At 66.1% G+C, this 18,371-nt stretch carries 17 protein-coding genes; 4 read left to right on the top strand and 13 right to left on the bottom strand.

Annotated elements, in window-relative coordinates; all coding sequences use genetic code 11:
• The first annotated feature begins 19 nt into the window (after window positions 1-19).
• Complete coding sequence (gene aptA / locus F6X42_RS27840) at window positions 20-1,348, top strand: omega-aminotransferase AptA (protein WP_187637269.1); 1,329 nt, start codon at window positions 20-22, stop codon at window positions 1,346-1,348.
• 25 nt (window positions 1,349-1,373) lie between these two features.
• Here the strand turns inward: aptA and F6X42_RS27835 are convergent, their stop codons facing one another.
• Window positions 1,374-1,898 (bottom strand): DUF6496 domain-containing protein, encoded by a 525-nt coding sequence (locus F6X42_RS27835; protein ID WP_187637268.1) that lies wholly within the window; start codon window positions 1,896-1,898, stop codon window positions 1,374-1,376.
• A 197-nt stretch (window positions 1,899-2,095) separates the two neighbouring features.
• On the opposite strand from F6X42_RS27835, the gene F6X42_RS27830 reads away from it, so the two are divergent.
• On the top strand, window positions 2,096-2,347 hold the full coding sequence (locus F6X42_RS27830; protein ID WP_187637267.1) for a hypothetical protein: 252 nt from the start codon (window positions 2,096-2,098) through the stop codon (window positions 2,345-2,347).
• A 43-nt stretch (window positions 2,348-2,390) separates the two neighbouring features.
• Here the strand turns inward: F6X42_RS27830 and F6X42_RS27825 are convergent, their stop codons facing one another.
• The 11 genes from F6X42_RS27825 to F6X42_RS27775 form a co-directional block, all read right to left on the bottom strand.
• Entirely contained in the window at window positions 2,391-3,599 is a 1,209-nt protein-coding gene (locus tag F6X42_RS27825; RefSeq protein ID WP_187637266.1) for an ABC transporter substrate-binding protein, read from the bottom strand.
• A 102-nt stretch (window positions 3,600-3,701) separates the two neighbouring features.
• Complete coding sequence (locus F6X42_RS27820) at window positions 3,702-7,358, bottom strand: molybdopterin cofactor-binding domain-containing protein (RefSeq protein ID WP_187637265.1); 3,657 nt, start codon at window positions 7,356-7,358, stop codon at window positions 3,702-3,704.
• Window positions 7,355-7,861 (bottom strand): (2Fe-2S)-binding protein, encoded by a 507-nt coding sequence (locus F6X42_RS27815; RefSeq protein WP_187637317.1) that lies wholly within the window; start codon window positions 7,859-7,861, stop codon window positions 7,355-7,357. The genes F6X42_RS27820 and F6X42_RS27815 overlap by 4 nt, the downstream gene beginning before the upstream one ends.
• Before the next feature lie 31 nt (window positions 7,862-7,892).
• Window positions 7,893-9,092: an amidohydrolase family protein gene (locus tag F6X42_RS27810; RefSeq protein ID WP_187637264.1), complete on the bottom strand. Its 1,200-nt coding sequence runs from the start codon at window positions 9,090-9,092 to the stop codon at window positions 7,893-7,895.
• A gap of 34 nt (window positions 9,093-9,126) precedes the next feature.
• Window positions 9,127-9,840, bottom strand: coding sequence for an ABC transporter ATP-binding protein (locus F6X42_RS27805; RefSeq protein WP_187637263.1), 714 nt, complete (start codon window positions 9,838-9,840; stop codon window positions 9,127-9,129).
• Window positions 9,837-10,646, bottom strand: a complete 810-nt coding sequence (locus F6X42_RS27800) for an ABC transporter ATP-binding protein (protein ID WP_187637262.1) — start codon at window positions 10,644-10,646, stop codon at window positions 9,837-9,839. The genes F6X42_RS27805 and F6X42_RS27800 overlap by 4 nt, the downstream gene beginning before the upstream one ends.
• On the bottom strand, window positions 10,643-12,595 hold the full coding sequence (locus tag F6X42_RS27795; RefSeq protein WP_187637316.1) for an ABC transporter permease: 1,953 nt from the start codon (window positions 12,593-12,595) through the stop codon (window positions 10,643-10,645). Before F6X42_RS27795 ends, F6X42_RS27800 begins: the two co-directional genes overlap by 4 nt.
• Window positions 12,596-12,770: 175 nt before the next feature.
• Entirely contained in the window at window positions 12,771-13,355 is a 585-nt protein-coding gene (locus F6X42_RS27790; RefSeq protein ID WP_187637261.1) for an amino acid synthesis family protein, read from the bottom strand.
• Window positions 13,356-13,413: 58 nt separating this feature from the next.
• Window positions 13,414-14,004: an amino acid synthesis family protein gene (locus F6X42_RS27785; protein ID WP_187637260.1), complete on the bottom strand. Its 591-nt coding sequence runs from the start codon at window positions 14,002-14,004 to the stop codon at window positions 13,414-13,416.
• On the bottom strand, window positions 13,980-14,921 hold the full coding sequence (locus F6X42_RS27780; RefSeq protein WP_187637259.1) for a UPF0280 family protein: 942 nt from the start codon (window positions 14,919-14,921) through the stop codon (window positions 13,980-13,982). The genes F6X42_RS27785 and F6X42_RS27780 overlap by 25 nt, the downstream gene beginning before the upstream one ends.
• A gap of 14 nt (window positions 14,922-14,935) precedes the next feature.
• Window positions 14,936-16,534 (bottom strand): 6-hydroxynicotinate reductase, encoded by a 1,599-nt coding sequence (locus F6X42_RS27775; protein ID WP_187637258.1) that lies wholly within the window; start codon window positions 16,532-16,534, stop codon window positions 14,936-14,938.
• Window positions 16,535-16,752: 218 nt separating this feature from the next.
• Between F6X42_RS27775 and F6X42_RS27770 the strand changes: the two genes are divergently transcribed.
• Window positions 16,753-17,445, top strand: coding sequence for a TetR family transcriptional regulator (locus F6X42_RS27770; protein WP_187637257.1), 693 nt, complete (start codon window positions 16,753-16,755; stop codon window positions 17,443-17,445).
• Window positions 17,446-17,902: 457 nt separating this feature from the next.
• Window positions 17,903-18,205, top strand: a complete 303-nt coding sequence (locus F6X42_RS27765; protein WP_187637256.1) for a tlde1 domain-containing protein — start codon at window positions 17,903-17,905, stop codon at window positions 18,203-18,205.
• On the opposite strand, the gene F6X42_RS27760 is transcribed toward F6X42_RS27765, so the two are convergent.
• Window positions 18,148-18,371, bottom strand: a 224-nt coding sequence (locus tag F6X42_RS27760; protein ID WP_187637255.1) for an integrase core domain-containing protein, incomplete at its 5' end; no start/stop codon positions are given. The genes F6X42_RS27765 and F6X42_RS27760 overlap by 58 nt on opposite strands.

Below are 18,371 nucleotides of genomic sequence, written 5' to 3'. Positions count from 1 at the left end.
GCCCCTTCGAGGAGATGCCATGACTTCGCGCCCCGTCATCGACGACCTGTCGTCCTTCTGGATGCCCTTCACCGCCAACCGCCAGTTCAAGGCCGCGCCGCGCCTGCTGGAATCGGCGAAGGGCATGTACTACCGAAGCACCGACGGGCGCGAGATTCTCGACGGCTGCGCCGGGCTGTGGTGCGTGAACGCGGGCCATAGCCGCGATGAAATCGTCGCCGCGATCACGCAGCAGCTATCGACGCTCGACTTCGCGCCGACCTTCCAGATGGGCCACCCGCTCGCGTTCGAAGCGGCGACGAAAGTCGCCGAACTGATGCCGGCCGGGCTCGACCGCATCTTCTTCACGAACTCGGGCTCCGAATCGGTCGACACCGCGCTGAAAATCGCACTCGCCTACCATCGTGCGCGAGGCGAAGCTCAGCGCACGCGCCTGATCGGACGCGAGCGCGGCTATCACGGCGTCGGCTTCGGCGGGATTTCGGTCGGCGGCATCGCGCCGAATCGCAAGACGTTTTCGGGGGCGCTGTTGCCGGCCGTCGATCATCTGCCGCACACGCACAACCTCGACCACAACGCGTTCTCGAAGGGCCAGCCCGCATGGGGCGCGCATCTGGCCGAGGAATTGGAGCGCATCGTCGCACTGCACGACGCTTCGACGATCGCCGCGGTGATCGTCGAACCGGTGGCCGGCTCGACCGGCGTGCTGATTCCGCCGCAAGGCTATCTGCAGAAACTGCGCGAGATCTGCACGAAGCACGGCATCCTGCTGATCTTCGACGAGGTGATCACGGGCTTTGGCCGCATCGGCAAGGCGACCGCGAGCGAATACTTCGGCGTCACGCCCGACCTCATTACGCTGGCGAAGGCGATCAACAACGCGTCGATTCCGATGGGCGCGGTCGCCGCGAGCCGCACGGTCCACGACACGGTCGTGGGCAGCGGCGCGCAGGGCGCGATCGAGCTGTTCCACGGCTACACGTACTCGGCGCATCCGGCCGCGGCGGCGGCCGCCATCGCGACGCTGGATCTGTACCGCCGCGACAAGTTGTTCGAGCGCGCGGCCAGCCTCGCACCGGCGTTCGAAGCCGCCGCGCATGCGCTGCGCGGCGCGAAGCACGTGAAGGACGTGCGCAACCTCGGCCTTGTCGCGGGCATCGAGCTCGAATCGCGCGACGGCGCGCCGGGCGCGCGCGCTTACGAGGCGTTCGTCAAATGCTTCGAGGCGGGCGTGCTGATCCGCTTCACTGGCGACATCCTCGCGTTCTCGCCGCCGCTGATCATCGACGAAGAGCAGATCGCGCGGCTCTTCCGGACGGTGGGTGAGGTGCTGGAGACCGTCCGGTAAGTAGGCCCGAACGCGCGACGCAACATCAGTGATGCGAGCGTGACGCCCGCGTATGCGCAGCCTTCTTCGCGGCAGCGGAGCGTCCAGCCGCGCCCTTCGTCGCCGCGGCCTTTTTGGCAGCGGCCGAGCGGCTCGCGGCAGGCCGCTTGGCCGCCGCCGACTTCGCCTGCTTCGACATCGCCGCCGACGACGCCCCGGCCTTGCTCTCGCGTTTGAGCACGCTCTCCGACACGCGCGCGCGCTTCGCGCTCGACTCCTTGCTCGCGCTCTTCTTCGCGGCGCCTTCGTGCTTGCCCGCCGCGCTGTCCTTCTGCGCTTTCTTGCGGGTCGCCTCGCTCGCCGCCCCCTTCTTCGGCGGCTTCAGGTCGACGCCCGCGCGACGCGCCTCGGACAGCCCGATCGCGATCGCCTGCTTCGGCGAGCGCACGCCGTGCTTGCCGGCGCGGACCTTGTCCACCTGCTCCTTGACGAACTCTCCCGCTTGCGTACTCGCTGACTTGCCGGCGCGTTTATCGGCCGCGGCACGCTTCAAGGTTTTCTGCTCTGGCATGACGGATCTCCGGTTGTGGATCTGACGTTATATCGTTCAGCAACGAGCGTGCCGGAGCCGCCATCCGCGCACGGTTCGGCGTCAGTTGGGCGGCGGGACTCGCGCGCGTCCGCGGGACGGCGTATGGTATGGAGATGAGCCCGGCATCGGCGCTAAACGCGCTGCCCCGGGTCGACTGCGGTGCATGGGAGACAGCCATGAAGACAGCTACCGTTCGCGCTGGCGCACATATCGAGGGCGTGCACTGGATCGCCGAATACGTCGAAGACGTCCACGAAATTCGCCTGTTTCGCGAGGGGCAGGAAGTGGATGTGCACAACGCGCCGTCCACGCTATTCGGCGATGAGGAAAACGCGGGCTCGAAAAACACCGCCGATCATCGCGCGATGGAAGCTGCCGTGCTCGCTTATCTGAAGCGCTTCGTCTCGGAGCACGACGCGGAAGAGTAGTTTTCGGCGCGGCAGTCACGACGCAGCGCCGCGCACCCCGTCCTCAATCAGCCGGCCGCAGCTTCTTCACCTCGGCATCCGATGGCTGCACGCTCGCGCCATCCACATAGCGGTACGACGTCATCACGCCCTTGCCATCCTTCACGCCGGTCACGCCGACATACGCGCCCATCGTCGACTGATTGTCCTGCGCGCGGTACATGATCGGCCCGAACGGCGTCTGCACGTTGAGCCCCTTGAACGCGGCGGCAAGCTTGTCCGGGTCCGTCGAGCCGGCCTTCTTGATCCCGTCCGCGATCGACATCAGCGCCGAATAGCCGACCACCGAGCCCAGCCGCGGATAGTCGTGATATTTCGCCCGATACGCGTCGACGAATTGCTTGTTCGCGGCCGTATCGATCGAATACCACGGGTAGCCGGTCACGATCCAGCCGCTCGGCGCTTCGGCGCCGAGCGGATCGAGGTAGTCGGGCTCGCCGGTCAGCAGCGACACCACCGCGCGGTCCTTGAAGAGCCCGCGCGTATTGCCCTCGCGCACGAACTTGCCGAGGTCGGCGCCGAACAGCACGTTGAAGATCGCGTCGGGCTTCGCATCGGCGATTGCCTGGGTTACGGCGCCGGCGTCGACGTTGCCCAGCGGCGTCGCCTGTTCGACTACGAACTGCACGTCCGGCTGCGCGGCCGTCAGCAGCTTCTTGAAGGTCGCCACCGCCGATTGCCCGTACTCGTAGTTCGGATACACGATCGCCCAGCGCTTCTTCTTCAGCTTCGCGGCCTCGGGCACCAGCATCGCGACCTGCATGTAGGTCGAAGGACGCAGACGGTACGTGTATTTATTGCCATCGGCCCAGACGATCTTGTCCGTCAGCGGTTCGGCGGCGAGGAAGAAGATCTTCTTCTGCTTCGCGAAGTCGGCGAGCGCGAGACCGGTGTTCGACAGGAAGCCGCCGAACAACAGTTGCACCTGCTCGCGCGCGATCAGTTCCTGAGCGACGCGGACCGCGTCGCCGGGGTTGCCGTTGTCGTCGCGCGAAACCACTTCGAGCTGCTTGCCGAGCACGCCGCCCGCCGCGTTCACCTGCTCGAGCGCGAGATTCCAGCCTTGCTTGTAAGGCCCGAGAAAGGCGGGCTGGGCCTTGTAGCTATTGATCTCACCGATCTTGATGGTCTGCTGTGCGCTCGCGCCGAGTGCGGCGAACGAGCACACGGTCGACACCATGAGGCGAGAGATCCATCCTGCGCGCGTGGTCATGCGTTTCTCCGTTATCAGAAGGACTGCTGGTTTGGTCGGACGTGCGAACGTGCGGACCTGCAAGCGTGCCGACATGCGCACCTCTGGACGACGGCCGGCGGCTCATTGCTCGCGCGGTTCCGCGCGGATTCTGGCCACGTTCGCGGCGACGTCCTGCCATGCCGGCTTGCCGCCCGCGAACTGCGCGCGTAGATACGACACGAGTTCGGCGACCTGGGCGTCGTTGAAACTGTCGCGGTACGCCGGCATCGTACCGAGTTCGGGCCGCGCAGGCGAGCCGATGCCGTCGAGAATCACGCGAATCAGGTTGTCCGGTGTCGCGCCATGCAGGTTCGTATTCAGCGCCAGCGACGGATGCGCGCCGAACAGTTGCGGCCCGCTGCCGGTGTGATGGCACGCGGCGCACGCGCCGTCGAAAAGCCGCGCGCCCGCCGTGACCGGCGCGCCTGTCATCGTGCTGGCCTGCTCGTAGTCGCGCGCGCTCGAGGCCGGATCGGCGTTCGGCTCCAGCGGATTGAGCGACGCGAGATAGACGGCCATCGCGCGGATGTCGCTGTCGGGCAGCGCCGCGAGATCGCCGATCACGGGCGCCATCGGCCCGGCCGCGACGCCGTGCAACGGCGCGTGACCGTCGCGCAGATAGCGGAACAGTTCGTCCTCGCTCCACGGCACCGGCGCAGTCGACAACGCCGACAGCGCGGGCGCTTGCCAGCCCTCGGCGCTGCCGCCGCCCATGAACGCCGCGCCGGTCTTCTCGGCGCCGAACGCGTTGCGCGGCGTGTGGCAGGCGCTGCAATGGCCGAGTCCATTCACCAGATACGCGCCGCGATTCCATTGGACGCTTTGCGCGGGGTCGGCGGCAAACGCGGTGCGGCCGAGAAACAGGCCGTTCCATGCAGCCATCAGCGGACGAACGCCGAACGGAAACGCGAGCTTCGTTTCCGGCGGCCGGTTGCGCACCGGCGTTTGCGACATCAGGTACGCGTAGAGCGCGTGCAGATCGTCGTCGGAGATATTCTGGAACGACGTGTACGGAAACGCCGGATACAGCCGATGACCGTCGCGGCTGATGCCGTGCCGCATCGCGCGCACGAACGCTTCGAGCGACCAGTGGCCGATCCCGGTCTGGCCGTCGGGCGTCAGGTTGGTGCTGTAGACGGTGCCGAACGGTGTCGCGAGCGGCTTGCCGCCGGCGTTCGGCACGCCGTTGCGGGCGGTGTGGCAAACCGCGCAATTGCCGAGCGACGCGAGCAGCTTGCCGCGCGCGACCAGTTCCGGCGCGAACGCGCTCGCGAGTGGCGGCGTGGTCGGCGCCAGCGGCGCGCTGGAAACCGCTGCGAACGACAGCGCGCCGACCCAGCCGAGCGCGCCCGCCGCGCCTGCGGCCAACAAGCCGAACAAGCCGCGCCGCCAGCGCTTTTTGCGGCGCGCCGCCGCCTTGTCTTGCGCGTGCGCGTCGGCGAGCGCGGCGCGAATCTTCTCCGGCGTGAAGGGCGGACGACGGAAACGTACGCCGGTCGCATCGTACAGCGCGTTGGCGATCGCGGCCGCGCCGGGCAGCGACGCGGATTCGCCCGCGCCCATCGGCGGCTCGCCGTGGCGCGGCATCATCACGACGTCGATCACGGGCACTTCGCGGAACGTCAGGATCGGATACGCGCCCCACTCCAGGCTCGTCACCGCGTTGTCGCCGAAACTGACCTGCTCCTTCAGCGCGCGGCTCGTCGTCTGGATCACGTTGCCGTGAATCTGATGACGCACGCCGTCGGGATTGACCACCGTGCCCGTGTCCTGGCCGACCACCACGCGAGTGACCGCGAGCTCACCGCTGTTGCGATTGACTTCGACATCGGCGACCCACGCGGACCATGCCGCGCCGAAACCCGGAAATTTGCTGTGCACGTAGCGGGCGTACGCAATGCCCCGGCCGCGCGCGATGTCGCCGTCCTGGTCGTCTGCGCCGCGCGTTTTGAACGCGGCTTCGCGCGGTTCCCACCCGGCTTTCGCCGCGACCGCCTTGACGAGGTCGATCGCGCGCGGGTCGGTCAAATGCGCGAGGCGGAATTCGACCGGATCGACGCCGGCCTGCTCGGCGAGTTCATCGATGAACGACTCGTGTGCGAACGTGTTCGGCAACGCGGACACGCCGCGCAGCCACGCGGCGCGCACGATCGGCGGCGTGTCGTCGCAGACGATGCGCATGCTGCGATAGTCGTACGGCGGCACGGCCGTGCGGTCGCCCATCTCGAAGACCTGCGGCTGCGCGGGGATCGTGCCGGTCAGCAGCAGCGCGAGCGTGGGCGCGTCGTTCGACGGATAGCGCGTCGCGAAGTCGTAGGCGGCGAGTTCACCTTCGGCGGTGAGCGCGCCGCGTAAGTCCATCAACTGCGCGGCGCCCTTCGGTTCCCACGCATGTTCGTCCTCGCGCGACAGCTGCACGCGCACCGGCGCGCCGACCGCGCGCGACAGCAGCGCGGCGTCGGCGGCAACGTCGTCCGCGCAGTTGCGTCCATAGCAGCCCGCCGCATCCATTCGCACGATGTCGATGCGCGCTTCGTCGAGCGCCAGCAGCAACGCGAGATCGGCGCGCAGCGAATGCGGGTTCTGTGTGCCGGACCAGATTTTCAGCGTCGCGCCTTCGCCGTCCCTGTTGCGATAGTCCGCGACCGCGCACGACGGGCCGATCGACGCATGCATCTGGAACGGCCAAACATAGGTGCGTTCCAGCGTGCGGGACGGGTCCTGGGCGAGCGCCGCATCCACGTCGCCGTCGAGCACCAGATCGCGCCGCGTCGCCGGATTGGCGCGCAACGCCGCTTCGACCTGCTCGCTCGTGTGGAGCGCCGGCAGGCCGTCGACCGTTTTCCAGCGCACGTCGAGCCGCCGAGCCGCTTGCTGCGCGATCTCCTCACGCTCGGCGACGATACCGACGAAGTCGCGAATCACGACCACCTTGACGATGCCCGGCAAGTCGCGAATCGCCGCTTCGTTCACTTCCAGCAGGCTATGCCCGATGAACTCACCCTGCGCGACACCCGCATAAGGCGGCCGCACTACGCGTCCATGCAGCATGCCGGGCACGCGCACGTCGTGCACGAAGCTCAGCTCACCGGTCGCCTTCGCGGGAATGTCGACACGCGGCGCGCTTTTACCGACGACGCGGTACGCGTGTGGCGGTTTCAGAGGTGCATCGTTCGACAGCAGCAGTTCGACACGCTGGCCCTGGATCAGCTCGCCATAGTGAATGCCTTGCGCCGGGTCGCCATCGCGCGCAAACACGCGGCCGTCCTGCACGTCGAGATCGCTCGCGTCAATATCGAGGCGCGCGGCCGCTTGCGCGAGCAGATACTGACGCGCTTGCGCCGCCGCCTGCCGCAGCGGCACCGCTGAAATCTGGATCGTCGCGCTGGCGATCGTCGGGCCCTGGTCCGGCGCTTCGCCGGTATGGCCGAGCACGATCGACACACGCGTCAGCGGCACATCGAGTTCTTCGGCGACGATCTGCGCGAGCGCGGTGCCGATGCCGGTGCCAAGGTCTACGTGACCGTTGAACGCGACCACGCTGCCATCGTCGCGCACGGCCAGAAACAGCTCGGCCTCGGTCGGCACGAACGACGAACGCGAACCCGGCTGGCCAGCCGCGGCCTTGACCGGTGCCTGCGGCGGCCGCGCGACGATCAGCACGCTCTGCGCGTCGTACAGTTGCTTGCGCGACGGCGGCGCGCCACGACGATCGATGCTGAAGTCGGGCCCGGTCATACGCGCGCTCCGTCCTGCACGTCGGTCTGCGCGGCGAGCAATTGCGCCGCGCGCTGCACCGCGCGCACGATCTCGACATGGGTGCCGCAGCGGCACAGATTGCGCGACAGCTCGCGCTGGATCGTCGCGACGGCCGGATGCGGATCGCGATCGAGCAGCGCCTTCGCGGTCATGATCATGCCGTTCAGGCAGTAGCCGCATTGCGCGGCCTGTTCGTCGATGAACGCCTGCTGCACCGGATGCAACGCGGTGCGCGTGCCGAGCCCTTCGAGCGTCGTGATCTCGCGGCCCAGCGCGACTTCGGCGGTCGTCACGCAGGCGCGCGTCGGCACGCCGTCGAGCAGCACGGTGCAGGCTCCGCATTCGCCGAGGCCGCAGCCGAACTTTGGCCCGTTCAGCGCGAGATCGTTGCGCAGCAGATAGAGCAACGGCGTCTGCGCCACCGCATTGACCACATGCGTCGCGCCGTTCACTCTCAGCACGAGCTGCGCGGCGCGGTTCATCATGATGCGAGCACCCTGTCGTGCCGCGCGTTCACAGCACCACCGGCACTTCGGTCGCGGGCGGCGTATTGCGGCTGCGCCGGCAACGGATCAGACCATCGATCATCACCATGCCCACACCCGGAATATCGCCGAGCTGCACGCTTTCGAGCAGCGTGTCGGCGGCCGTATGCTGCGCGCGGTCCATGAACACGAGATCGGCGGGACGGCCCACCTCGATCAACCCCTGGCGCAGGTTGCGCTGCCGCGCGGTATTGCCGGTCGCAAGGCAGAACGCGATTTCGGCGGGGACGTCGGCGAGGCTCGAGATCAGCGCGATCATGCGCAGAATGCCGAGCGGTTGCACGCCCGAGCCGGCCGGGCTATCGGTGCCGAGAATGATCCGGTGCGGGCATTTCAGTTCGATCGCATGGCGCGCGGTCAGCAACGCGATCCGCTCGTTGCCGTTGTGGACGATTTCGAGCGCGCGGCTCGACTGCTCGCACAGATCGCACACGTGCCGATACGACAGCGAGGTATGGCCGCCGTTGACGTGGCCGATCACGTCGGCATCGGCGGCGAGCACCACGTCGCGATCGATCAGGCCCGAGCCCGGAATCGACGGACCGCCCGTGTGAATCGTGCTCTGGATGCCGTACTTGCGGGCCCACGCGACCATCTGGCGCGCTTCCTCGCCGCCCTTCACGCTGCCGAGGCCGACTTCGCCAAGCAGCTTCACACCGGCTTCGGACAGCTCCTTAAAGTCCTGCTCGACCATGCCCTTCTCGATCACCGGCGCGCCCGCCAGCACCTTGACGCCGCCGCCGACGCCGGCCGCGCGCATGCCGTCGAACGAGCGCTGCGCGGTGATCGCGAGCGCCTTCACGCCGAGCACGTCTTTCGGACGGCCAGGCAAATGCACTTCGCCGGCCGAGATCATCGTGGTCACCCCGCCGTTCAGATTCGACTCGATCCAGCCGAGCTGATTCTGGCGTGGCGTCCAGTCACCGAACACCGGATGCACGTGCGAGTCGATCAGGCCCGGCGCGACCGTCGTGCCCTTACAGTCGACCGTCGTGCGCGCGCCTTCGAGATCGCAGTCTTTCTCGCGGCCGAGCGCGACGATCACGCCGTCGTCGATCACCAGCGTGTCCGCGTCGAGAATCGGCTGGTCGATATCGCCCGACAACAGCAGCCCGATGTTCGTTACCGCGACCTTGCCCGATAAGCCTGTCAACGTCTCTGCCGCCATCTGCCTCTCCTTTCGCCGAGACTACCGGATGAATTCACACGCTCAGATAAGCGCGCCTCACTGTTTCGTTCCGTGCGAGTTCGCCGATCGTGCCGCTGAAACGGATCTGCCCTTTTTCGAGCACATACGCGCGGTCGCTGACTAGCTCGGCGAAGTGCAGATTCTGTTCGGATAACAGAATGGATAGCCCTTCGCGCTTCAGTTCGAGAATCATGTTCGCCATCTGCTCGACGATCACCGGCGCGACGCCTTCGGACGGTTCGTCGAGCAGTACCAGATACGGATTGCCCATCAGCGTGCGCGACACGGTCAGCATCTGCTGCTCGCCGCCGCTCATCTGGCCGCCGGGGCGCTTCGGCATTTCGCCGAGATTCGGAAACAGGCGGAACAGCTTGTCGGGCGTCCATTGCGGCGCGCCTTCGCGCGGCGGCTGGCGGCCGGTGTCGAGGTTCTCCATCACCGTCAGGTCCGCGAACACACGGCGATCCTCGGGCACGAAGCCGACGCCCATGCGCGCGATCCGGTACGGCGCGAGCGCGCTGATGTTCTGGCCGCGAAACGTCACTTCGCCGTGGCGGCGCGGCAGCAGTCCCATCACCGCTTTCATCGTCGTCGATTTGCCGGCGCCGTTGCGGCCCATTAGCGCGACCACTTCACCACGGCCGACTTCGAGGCCGACGTCGAACAGGATGTGGGCGCGGCCGTAGAACGCATTGAGGCCGGAGACTTTCAGCATCGGTTCGTTCATTGCAATGCTCCACGATCCCGCGCGCTGCCTGACGCGTCGTGCAGCGGCGCGTGCGGTCGGAACGTCTTGCCGGTGCCGAAATAGACCTCCTGCACGCGCGCGTCGTTGCGGATCGTGTCGGCGTCGCCCTCGGCGATCAGCTTGCCGCGCGCGAGCACGATCATCCGGTCGGCGTACGCGAATACGACGTCCATGCTGTGTTCGGTGAACAGCACGCCGATCTCGTGTTCAGTCACCAGACGTTTGGTCAACGCCATCAATTCGTTGCGCTCCTTCGGCGCCATGCCGGCGGTCGGTTCGTCCATCAGCAGCAGCTTCGGCCGGTTCGCGAGCGCGATCGCGAGTTCGACACGCTTCACGTCGCCATACGCGAGCACGCCGCACGCGCGCTTCGCGTGCGCCCCCATGCCGACCTGTTCGAGCAGCGCGAACGCTTCGTCGGCATGGTGCGAGCCCGCTGGCTTCCATAGGCCGAAGGTCTTTTTCTCGCGCGACAGCAGCGCCATCTGCACGTTTTCGAGCACCGTCATCGAGTTGAACGTCGCGGCGATCTGGAACGTGCGGCCGACGCCGCGCCGCCAGATATCGCGCGGCCGCATGCCGACGAGTTCATGACCGTCGAGCAGAATCGAACCCGACGACGGCTGCAACTGGCCATTGACCATGTTGAAACACGTCGATTTGCCCGCGCCGTTGGGACCGAGCAGTGCCAGCAGTTGACCGGCTTCGAGTTCGAATGAAACGTCGTCGACCGCCTTCAGTCCTCCGAACGATCTCGACAGACCGCTTACGCGCAGCAGGCTCATAGGCCCTCCTTGACCGCGGCGCTGCGTTGCGAAGCCGACGCGGCGCTCCCGTTGGTCTTGTCGGCCTGATCGCCGTTCGCATCGCCGAAACGCTCGCGAACGAAGCCGACGATGCCCTGCGGAAACGCGACCACCAGCAGCAGGATCGCGAGGCCGAGCAGCGCCTGCCAGTAGTCGGTCTGTCGCGCGACCGTGTCCTGCAGCCACGTGAACACAGCCGCGCCGACGATCGGCCCGCTCAACGTCTGCAAGCCGCCGAGCAGCACCATCACGAGGCCATCGACCGAGCGGCTCACGCTGATCACTTCGGGCGAGATGTTGCCCTTCGAAAACGCGTACAGCGATCCGGCGAGTCCGCAGAACAACGCCGCGATCACGAACGACGCCCACTGCACGCGCTTCACGTCGATGCCGATCGCCTCGGCGCGTAGTGCGGAATCGCGCGACGCGCGCATCGCATAGCCGAGCGGCGAGAACAGCATGCGGCGCAACAGCCACACGCCGAGCACCGCGCACGCTAACGTCAGGTAGTAGAACGCGACCGGCGACGACAGCCAGTTCGACGGCCATAGACCGAGAATGCCGTTGCTGCCGCCCGTCACGTCGTCCCACTGGAACACGACCGACCAGACGATCTGCGCGAATGCGAGCGTCAGCATCGCCAGATAGACACCGGACAGGCGCACGCAGAACCAGCCGAACACGAGCGCGCCCACCACCGCGAGCAGTGGCCCGAGCAGCAACGCGGCTTCCATCGGCAGATTCAGCACTTTGACAAACAGCGCCGCGCCGTAAGCGCCAAGTCCAAAGTACGCGGCATGGCCGAACGAATGCAGGCCGCCCGGACCCATGATGAAATGCAGGCTCGTCGCGAACAGCACCGCGATCAGGATTTCAACCAGCAGCACCGGCATGTACGGAAACGCGTTGGCCGCGAGCGGCGCGAGCGCGAGCACCAGCAACACGAAGGCGGCCAGCCCCTTCAGACGCTTGCCCGCCGGACGCAATGGCGTTTCCGGCGCGCCCATCGCGCGCACCGCGGCGCTCGCGCGGCCGAGCAGACCCCAGGGCCGCACCACCAGCACGACCGCCATCACGACGAATTCGGCCACCAGCGTGAAGCGGCTCAGCGACAAACCGATGCCGAAGATCGTCACGTGCCCGATGCCGATGCACAGCGCCTTGATCTCGGCGATCAACAACGCCGCGACGAACGCGCCCGGAATCGAACCCATGCCGCCGACCACGACGACCACGAACGCATTGCCGATCGTCTCCAGATCGAGCGACAGGTTCGCCGACATGCGCGGTCCTTGCAGCGCGCCGCCGAGTCCCGCGAGAAACGCGCCGACGAAGAACACGCCGGTAAACAGCCACGCCTGATTGATGCCGAGCGCGCCGAGCATCTCGCGATCCTGCGTCGCGGCGCGCACCAGCGTGCCCCAGCGGGTGCGCGTCAACGCGTACCACAGCAGCAGCAAGACGACCGGACCGATCACGATCAGCGCGATGTCGTACGTGGGCAGCGGATGGCCGAGAAAGTCGACCGCGCCCGCGAGATGCGGCGCGCGCGGGCCGAACAGATCGTCGGGGCCCCAAACCCATAGCGCGGCGTCGCGAAAAATGAGCACGATCGCAAAAGTGGCGAGCAGATGGAACAGCTCGGGCGCCTGGTAGATCCGCCGCAATACGACGATTTCGACGAGCGCGCCGAGCACCGCGACCGCGAGCGCGGCGGCCAGCACCGACAGCCAGAAGCCGCCCGCGGTGTGGCCAAAGCGGCTCGCGATGCTATACGCGACGTAAATGCCGAACATATAGAACGAGCCGTGCGCAAAGTTGACGATGCGCGTCACGCCGAAGATCAACGACAAACCGGCGGCGACCAGAAACAGCGTCGATGCGTCGGCGAGTCCATTGACCAGTTGTACCAGCAGATTCGAAAGCATCGCGACCCTCGGCAGCTCGCCGAACAGCGCGCGCGCAACCTGCGCGAGCGGCCCGATCGGCGGACGTTGCAGCGCGGGCGGCACCATGCGCGCCCGCGTCAACGGCAGGACACTACCAGCGAAACACCCCGCGCAACAAGCGAAGGCAAACAAGCGTCTGACAAAAAGCGAACCCTCAACGCAGGCCGTCTTCGCCCTTGATCTCGTTCGCCTGCAGGCCGCCGATGCGCGGCAGCGGCCGGCCCGACGCGGTCACCGCAACCGCCACGACGATTTCGTTCGCGCGCGGCGCGTCGGCCACGCGCGCCTCGATCGCGTCGAAATGGCTGCGCACGTAGGCGGCGTCCTTGTGGCCGAGCGGCACGTCGATCGCGGTACCGAGCGTGCCGATCTTGTTCGCCGACGGCACCAGCGCCGCGCCCTTTTCGACCGCCGCGCGCAGCGGCGCGCCAAGCTTCGGATGCAGGATCGCGGCCGCATGTTCGAGCTCGCCCGCCTCGCCGACGATCGCCGCCTTGCCGTAGCTTTGCGCTTCGCCCGGCGCGATGCCCAACGCTTCGACGCAGCGCTTGCCGAGCAGCGCGCCGAGTTCCTCGCCGGCTTCTATCAGCGCGTCGAGCTTCGTTTCGTAGCGGCCCGCATACGGATTATCGATCACCGCGATCGCGACCGCGCGGCGCGCGGGCGGCTCGACGGCCTGGCCCATTTCGATGCGTGTTTCGTCGACCTGCACGACCAGCTTGCGAAGCCTGATTGCCATTTCCGCTCTCCGAGTTTCGATGCCTTGCTGTCTTGCTGTGGAGTTGCCGCGCGCCGCTTCAGCGCAAGCCGTCCTTGCCGACGATCGCCTCTTTCGCGAGACCGCCGACCCGCGCATGCACGCGCTGCCCCGTACTCATCGCGAGGATATAGACGATCTCGTCGGCGGCGGGCGCGCCGGGCACGCGCACTTCGATCGCATCGAAGTGGCTGCGCACGTAGCTCGCGTTGACATGCGTGAGCGGCACGTCGAGCGCGGTGGACGGCGCACCGACTTTCTTCGTCGACGGCACGATCGCGTGGGTCGGCACGCCGTGCTTTTCGAGCAGCTCGCGCATCGCGTAGCCGCCTGGCACGTGCCACAGCGCGCCGTGCTCGAGCTCGCCGCCCGCGCCGACGATCGCGCCCTTACCATAGCTTTCGATCGACGCATGCGGCACCGCCATCGCCGTCAGCAGCCGCTGCGCCATGTCGAAGCCGAGCGGCTTCAGCGCATCCATCGCGTGCTCGATGTTCGGCTCGTAGCGGCCCGCGAACGGATTCGTCATCACCGCGGCAAGCGCGCCGCGTCTGAGCGGCTGCGCGGGCGCGGGGCCGAACTCGTGAAAGATGTCCTCGACGTGCGTCAGCACGCGGCGTATTTCGAACACGGAGCCTCCGTTGTCAGTGAAGCGCGCGTTGTGGACAGCGCGCGTGAATCGGCGATGCCTGTCACCCGAGCCCGTCCTTGCAGGAACAGCGCGGCGCCTTCGATCAGACCCTGCTCGCGCAGCCGCGCCGCGACATCGACGCCGCGCGCCAACGCGACATCGATCAGCGGCTCCGGCAGGCTCGGCACGTCGACGGTCACCCGCAGATCGCCGAGATCGCTATCGTCCTTCAGCGACGATGCCGCACGCCGCACGATTCCCGCATGGTCGAGATCGACCGCGTTCGCGATCATCGTCGCGGCGGCGTCGGCGCTCGCGGCATCGCGCGCGAGCACCGTCACGCTGTTGGCGATGCCGAGACTGAAGCTGCGGCCGCGCCAGCCGCTCGTTGCGATGCCGCGAATCGGTTGCTGCGCGTCGAGCGTCAGGTGCGCGTCGAGCGTTTGGTCGTCGTGCGCGAAACGCGCGCCCGAAAATTGCGCGAGGTCCGCGAACACGCCCACGCGATACTGCTGCCCGGCGGCGAGGTGCAGCGCGATGTCGCCACCGTTGTTGACGAACGCGCGCGCGATGCCGTCGCGCGCGAACACGGCGATCAGTTCGTCGGCAACGCTGCCCGCCACTGCCGCCATCGGCGTGATGAAGCGCGCACGGTGCGGATGGCACGCGCGCCACATACGTTGCGCGACCGGCCCCTGAAGCGGGCAATCATGCAACGCCGCTAGTGCCTGCACCGGCTGGCGAAGCACGTTCAATTCGCCGACCAGTTCCTCCAACACACCACTGAAACGCTCCCAGCACGCGTCGTACGCGGCACGCACCGCGTCGGGCTCGCCGTCGGCCCCGAGGACCAGGTCGATCGGCCCATGCTGCCAATGGAAGCGCTGCTCGTCGAGCCGGATGCGAGTAGGAGTCATCGGGTGATGTTTAGTCAGGAAGCTGAACCAGGCATTGCAGGCGGCCACGGATTGTCCGGATCGCGCGCCAGCGTGCGCCGCGCGAGCGGCGCGCCTTCCGTATGCGTGGGCCCGCTCGCGAGCACGCTCTGCAACGAGCGCACCGCATCGACGTGGCCGCCGAGATCGCGGTAACTGTCGTAGGTCATCGTGAATTCGATCGGCGCGACGATCGCCGGTGTCGGCACCGTGCCGAAGGAGCGGTCCGGCATGCGCATCACGTCGACCATCACGGTGATGCCGCCGCCTGGCCACACATAAGCGGGTGCGCCGCCGCACGTCACGTTGACGAGCTTGCGCTTGATCGCGCGCGTGAGCAGCACCGGATTCTCGGTCGCGCCCGCGCGCAGACTGCCGCCCGCGCCGCCGAGAAACAGCACCGTCGCGAGCGACGGCTCGCAGTTCTCGCCGATCCGCTCGACCGTGCGGCGCACCGCGTCGGGCATCGGCGCGACGTGCGGCACGAGATGCTCGTCGAGCTCGTACCATTGCGCGTGTTCGCCGGTCGTCGATACCATCAGCACACGCATCCCCGGCTTCGCGATCGACGGATCGAATCCTTCGACGATCGCGAGCGGGTCCTGAATGTCGGTGCCGCCCCAACCGGTGCCAGGATTGGCGACCTGAAAATAGCGGCCGGGCGTCGATTTGCGGCCGCGTATCTTCACTCCCGAGCGCGTCATGCCGAGGCAGCGGCCCGCCTGATGCTCGGTCAGCACGCCGGTGATGTGATCGTCGACGACCACCACTTCATCGACGTGGCCGAACCATTGCTTCGCGAAAATGCCGATCGTCGCGGAACCGCAGCCGACGCGCATGCGTTGCTCTTCGACACCGTCGACGATCGGCGCGGCGCCCGCCCGGATCACGAGACTCGCGCCGCCGTCGATGCTGAGCTCAACCGGCTCCTTGTTGCCGAGCGCGAGCATCGTGTCGCAGGTCACGCGGCCTTCCTTCTTGCTGCCGCCGGTCAGGTGATGGACGCCGCCGAGGCTCAGCATCTGCGAGCCGTATTCGGCCGTGCTCACGTGACCGACGATCTCGCCGTCACAACGCACGTTCGCCTGTTCGGGGCCGAGAAAGCGGTCGGTGTCGATCTTCACCTTGAAGCTGCAGTAGCTGAAGATGCCTTCGGTGACGACAGTGATCATGTCGACGTCGTCGAGCTTCGACGCGACGATGAACGGCGCGGGTTTGTAGTCGGGATAAGTGGACGAGGCGCCGACGCCAGTGACGAATAGCACGGGTTCGGCGGTGCTTTGGTCTGCCCCGGGGGTTGCGCCGAATTCGATCGCCGCAGTTGCGCCATCGGCGCCGGCCTCGTTTGCACGCGACAGAAACACCACCGGATCGACGCGTATCAACCGCCCATCCGCATTCGCATAACGATCGCACGCGCCCGTGCGCCCTGCCGAGATCTGGCACAGCACCGGACACGCGTTGCATTCGATCTTGTCCGCCGCCATGCGCTCGCTGCGCGGCGCCGACTTTTCGAGCACGGTCGGGCCGGGCGTCGACGCGGTATCGCGATCGACACGCTCTGCACCGAAATCGACCTTCGTATGTTCTGTCATCGTGGGGTTCCGTACGACATAACAGGCGCGACATGGCTGGCGGTGCTGCGCGGTGCGCGAATCGTCCCGGTTTCAGGGCACTTTCGCGTGGACCGCCAATTTTCATGTTGCGGCCACTCACCGTTCATGTAGTATCTTCTACACCAAACTCGATTGAAATCTACTCGATCAAAATCGACTATGCAACGTGTTTTCCGTCGCGCGGGGTCTAGACCTTCATGAGTCCCATCGCCGCCCGCAAGCCGGGCGCCACCGGTATCCGTGCGAAACAGGCGCAGGACACGCGCGCCAAGATCCTGAAGGCGGCCATCAAGGTGTTCGCGAAGCAGGGATATGCGAGCGGCCGCATCGAAAGTATTTCGAAGGCCGCGCGTTCGCACGACCGGATGATCTACTACTACTTCGGCAGTAAGGAGCAGTTGTTCATCGAAGTGCTGGAAACGATCTACACGCAGTTCAACGAAGCGGAAAGCAAACTCGATCTCGATCTGCGCGATCCGGTGCACGGCCTCGAACAGATGGTCGAGTTCGTCTGGCAGTACTACCTCGATCACCCGGAGTTCGTCACGTTGCTGTCGAGCGAAAATCTGCACCAGGGCAAGCATGCGAAAAAATCGCTGAAGCTCAAGGAGATTTCGGGTTACGCGATCTCGGTCGTGCAGAAGCTATTGGACGCGGGTCGCGCGCAGAAGGTGTTTCGCGCCGATATCGCCGCACGCGACGTGTATCTGATGATTGCGTCGCTCGGCTATTTCTATAACGCCAATCAGCACACGCTCGGCGCGTTTCTCGGCGAACCGATGATGGACAAGGCAGCACTCGCGCATTGGCGCGAGGTGATCAAGGAGACGGTGTTGCGCGCCGTGTGCGTGCGGGTGCCGGCGAGCGTTGTGGCGACGACTGCCGCATAACAAAAATCGGCGCGCGCCAAGTTCCCGAATGCCGTGCGGATTGCTTCGATACCAATCCTGAACGGCGCGCATTCCTCCACAACGGTAACGGGCGTTTTCGTTTTGCGGCTTTCGTTTGCTGCGGTTTTCGTGGCTTGAGGCTTCACTGCGCCGACGTTCTTAACGTCCGGCTTTTGCACATCTGCGTTTTTAACGTTCGTCGCGGCGGCCCCCCGGATTTGACTGCGGGAGGCCAGTGGGGGCGTCACACACACTATAGGGTGGTACTCGCAACCTGGGCCATTTTTTCGCCGTATGCCCCATACGCTTAAGTTCAGTACGCGGCTTCGCTGGCGCTGCCTCCGCTGGCCCGATACAGGGACGCGGATGAACCACCGGCGCTTATCCCGAAGATTGCATGCAACCAGATGATCTGGTGTAATCGTTGGTTCGTACAACCAATGAAGGAAAAAAAAGAATGGCGTGGATTTACAAACAGACCAGCGGCGAGATGTATCACAACGGCGTTCTCATGGAAAAAAAGGGATATTCTGGCAAAGGTGAAGGAAAGAATAAGCGCAGCAAGCAATATGTGCGCGACAAAGGTCCTATTCCCGTTGGCCGGTACGAAATCACAGCACCGTTTGACCATACGCACACAGAGAGGTGGCGCCGTTGGTTCGGACAGTCAGATCGAGTTTATAAGTGGAAGCGCCGGGGTCATCAAGCTGCCAATTTGATCGCTGGCAGCGTCGCGAAGTATGCCTCATCCGGCGTCTGATCGGACAGACTTGAATGGGGCCGTTTCTGGTTGTAAAGATTCAGGTAATCGCCGATGGAGCGGCGTGCATGGCTGACTGATTCATAGGCTTTCAGATACACCTCTTCATATTTCACGCTGCGCCACACGCGTTCGACGAATACGTTGTCGCGCCAGGCGCCTTTGC

Origin of the sequence: Paraburkholderia podalyriae (genome assembly GCF_014397785.1) — a bacterium.
Lineage (GTDB): Bacteria > Pseudomonadota > Gammaproteobacteria > Burkholderiales > Burkholderiaceae > Paraburkholderia > Paraburkholderia podalyriae.
Note: the sequence above shows the minus strand (reverse complement) of the source record. Positions and strands in the feature narration are given on the sequence as shown.

Coding starts and splice junctions, on each gene's coding strand:
- aptA (WP_187637269.1), top strand. CDS start 20: ATGACTTCGCGCCCCGTCATCGACGACCTGTCGTCCTTCTGGATGCCC.
- F6X42_RS27835 (WP_187637268.1), bottom strand. CDS start 1,898: ATGCCAGAGCAGAAAACCTTGAAGCGTGCCGCGGCCGATAAACGCGCC.
- F6X42_RS27830 (WP_187637267.1), top strand. CDS start 2,096: ATGAAGACAGCTACCGTTCGCGCTGGCGCACATATCGAGGGCGTGCAC.
- F6X42_RS27825 (WP_187637266.1), bottom strand. CDS start 3,599: ATGACCACGCGCGCAGGATGGATCTCTCGCCTCATGGTGTCGACCGTG.
- F6X42_RS27820 (WP_187637265.1), bottom strand. CDS start 7,358: ATGACCGGGCCCGACTTCAGCATCGATCGTCGTGGCGCGCCGCCGTCG.
- F6X42_RS27815 (WP_187637317.1), bottom strand. CDS start 7,861: ATGAACCGCGCCGCGCAGCTCGTGCTGAGAGTGAACGGCGCGACGCAT.
- F6X42_RS27810 (WP_187637264.1), bottom strand. CDS start 9,092: ATGGCGGCAGAGACGTTGACAGGCTTATCGGGCAAGGTCGCGGTAACG.
- F6X42_RS27805 (WP_187637263.1), bottom strand. CDS start 9,840: ATGAACGAACCGATGCTGAAAGTCTCCGGCCTCAATGCGTTCTACGGC.
- F6X42_RS27800 (WP_187637262.1), bottom strand. CDS start 10,646: ATGAGCCTGCTGCGCGTAAGCGGTCTGTCGAGATCGTTCGGAGGACTG.
- F6X42_RS27795 (WP_187637316.1), bottom strand. CDS start 12,595: ATGCTTTCGAATCTGCTGGTACAACTGGTCAATGGACTCGCCGACGCA.
- F6X42_RS27790 (WP_187637261.1), bottom strand. CDS start 13,355: ATGGCAATCAGGCTTCGCAAGCTGGTCGTGCAGGTCGACGAAACACGC.
- F6X42_RS27780 (WP_187637259.1), bottom strand. CDS start 14,921: ATGACTCCTACTCGCATCCGGCTCGACGAGCAGCGCTTCCATTGGCAG.
- F6X42_RS27775 (WP_187637258.1), bottom strand. CDS start 16,534: ATGACAGAACATACGAAGGTCGATTTCGGTGCAGAGCGTGTCGATCGC.
- F6X42_RS27770 (WP_187637257.1), top strand. CDS start 16,753: ATGAGTCCCATCGCCGCCCGCAAGCCGGGCGCCACCGGTATCCGTGCG.
- F6X42_RS27765 (WP_187637256.1), top strand. CDS start 17,903: ATGGCGTGGATTTACAAACAGACCAGCGGCGAGATGTATCACAACGGC.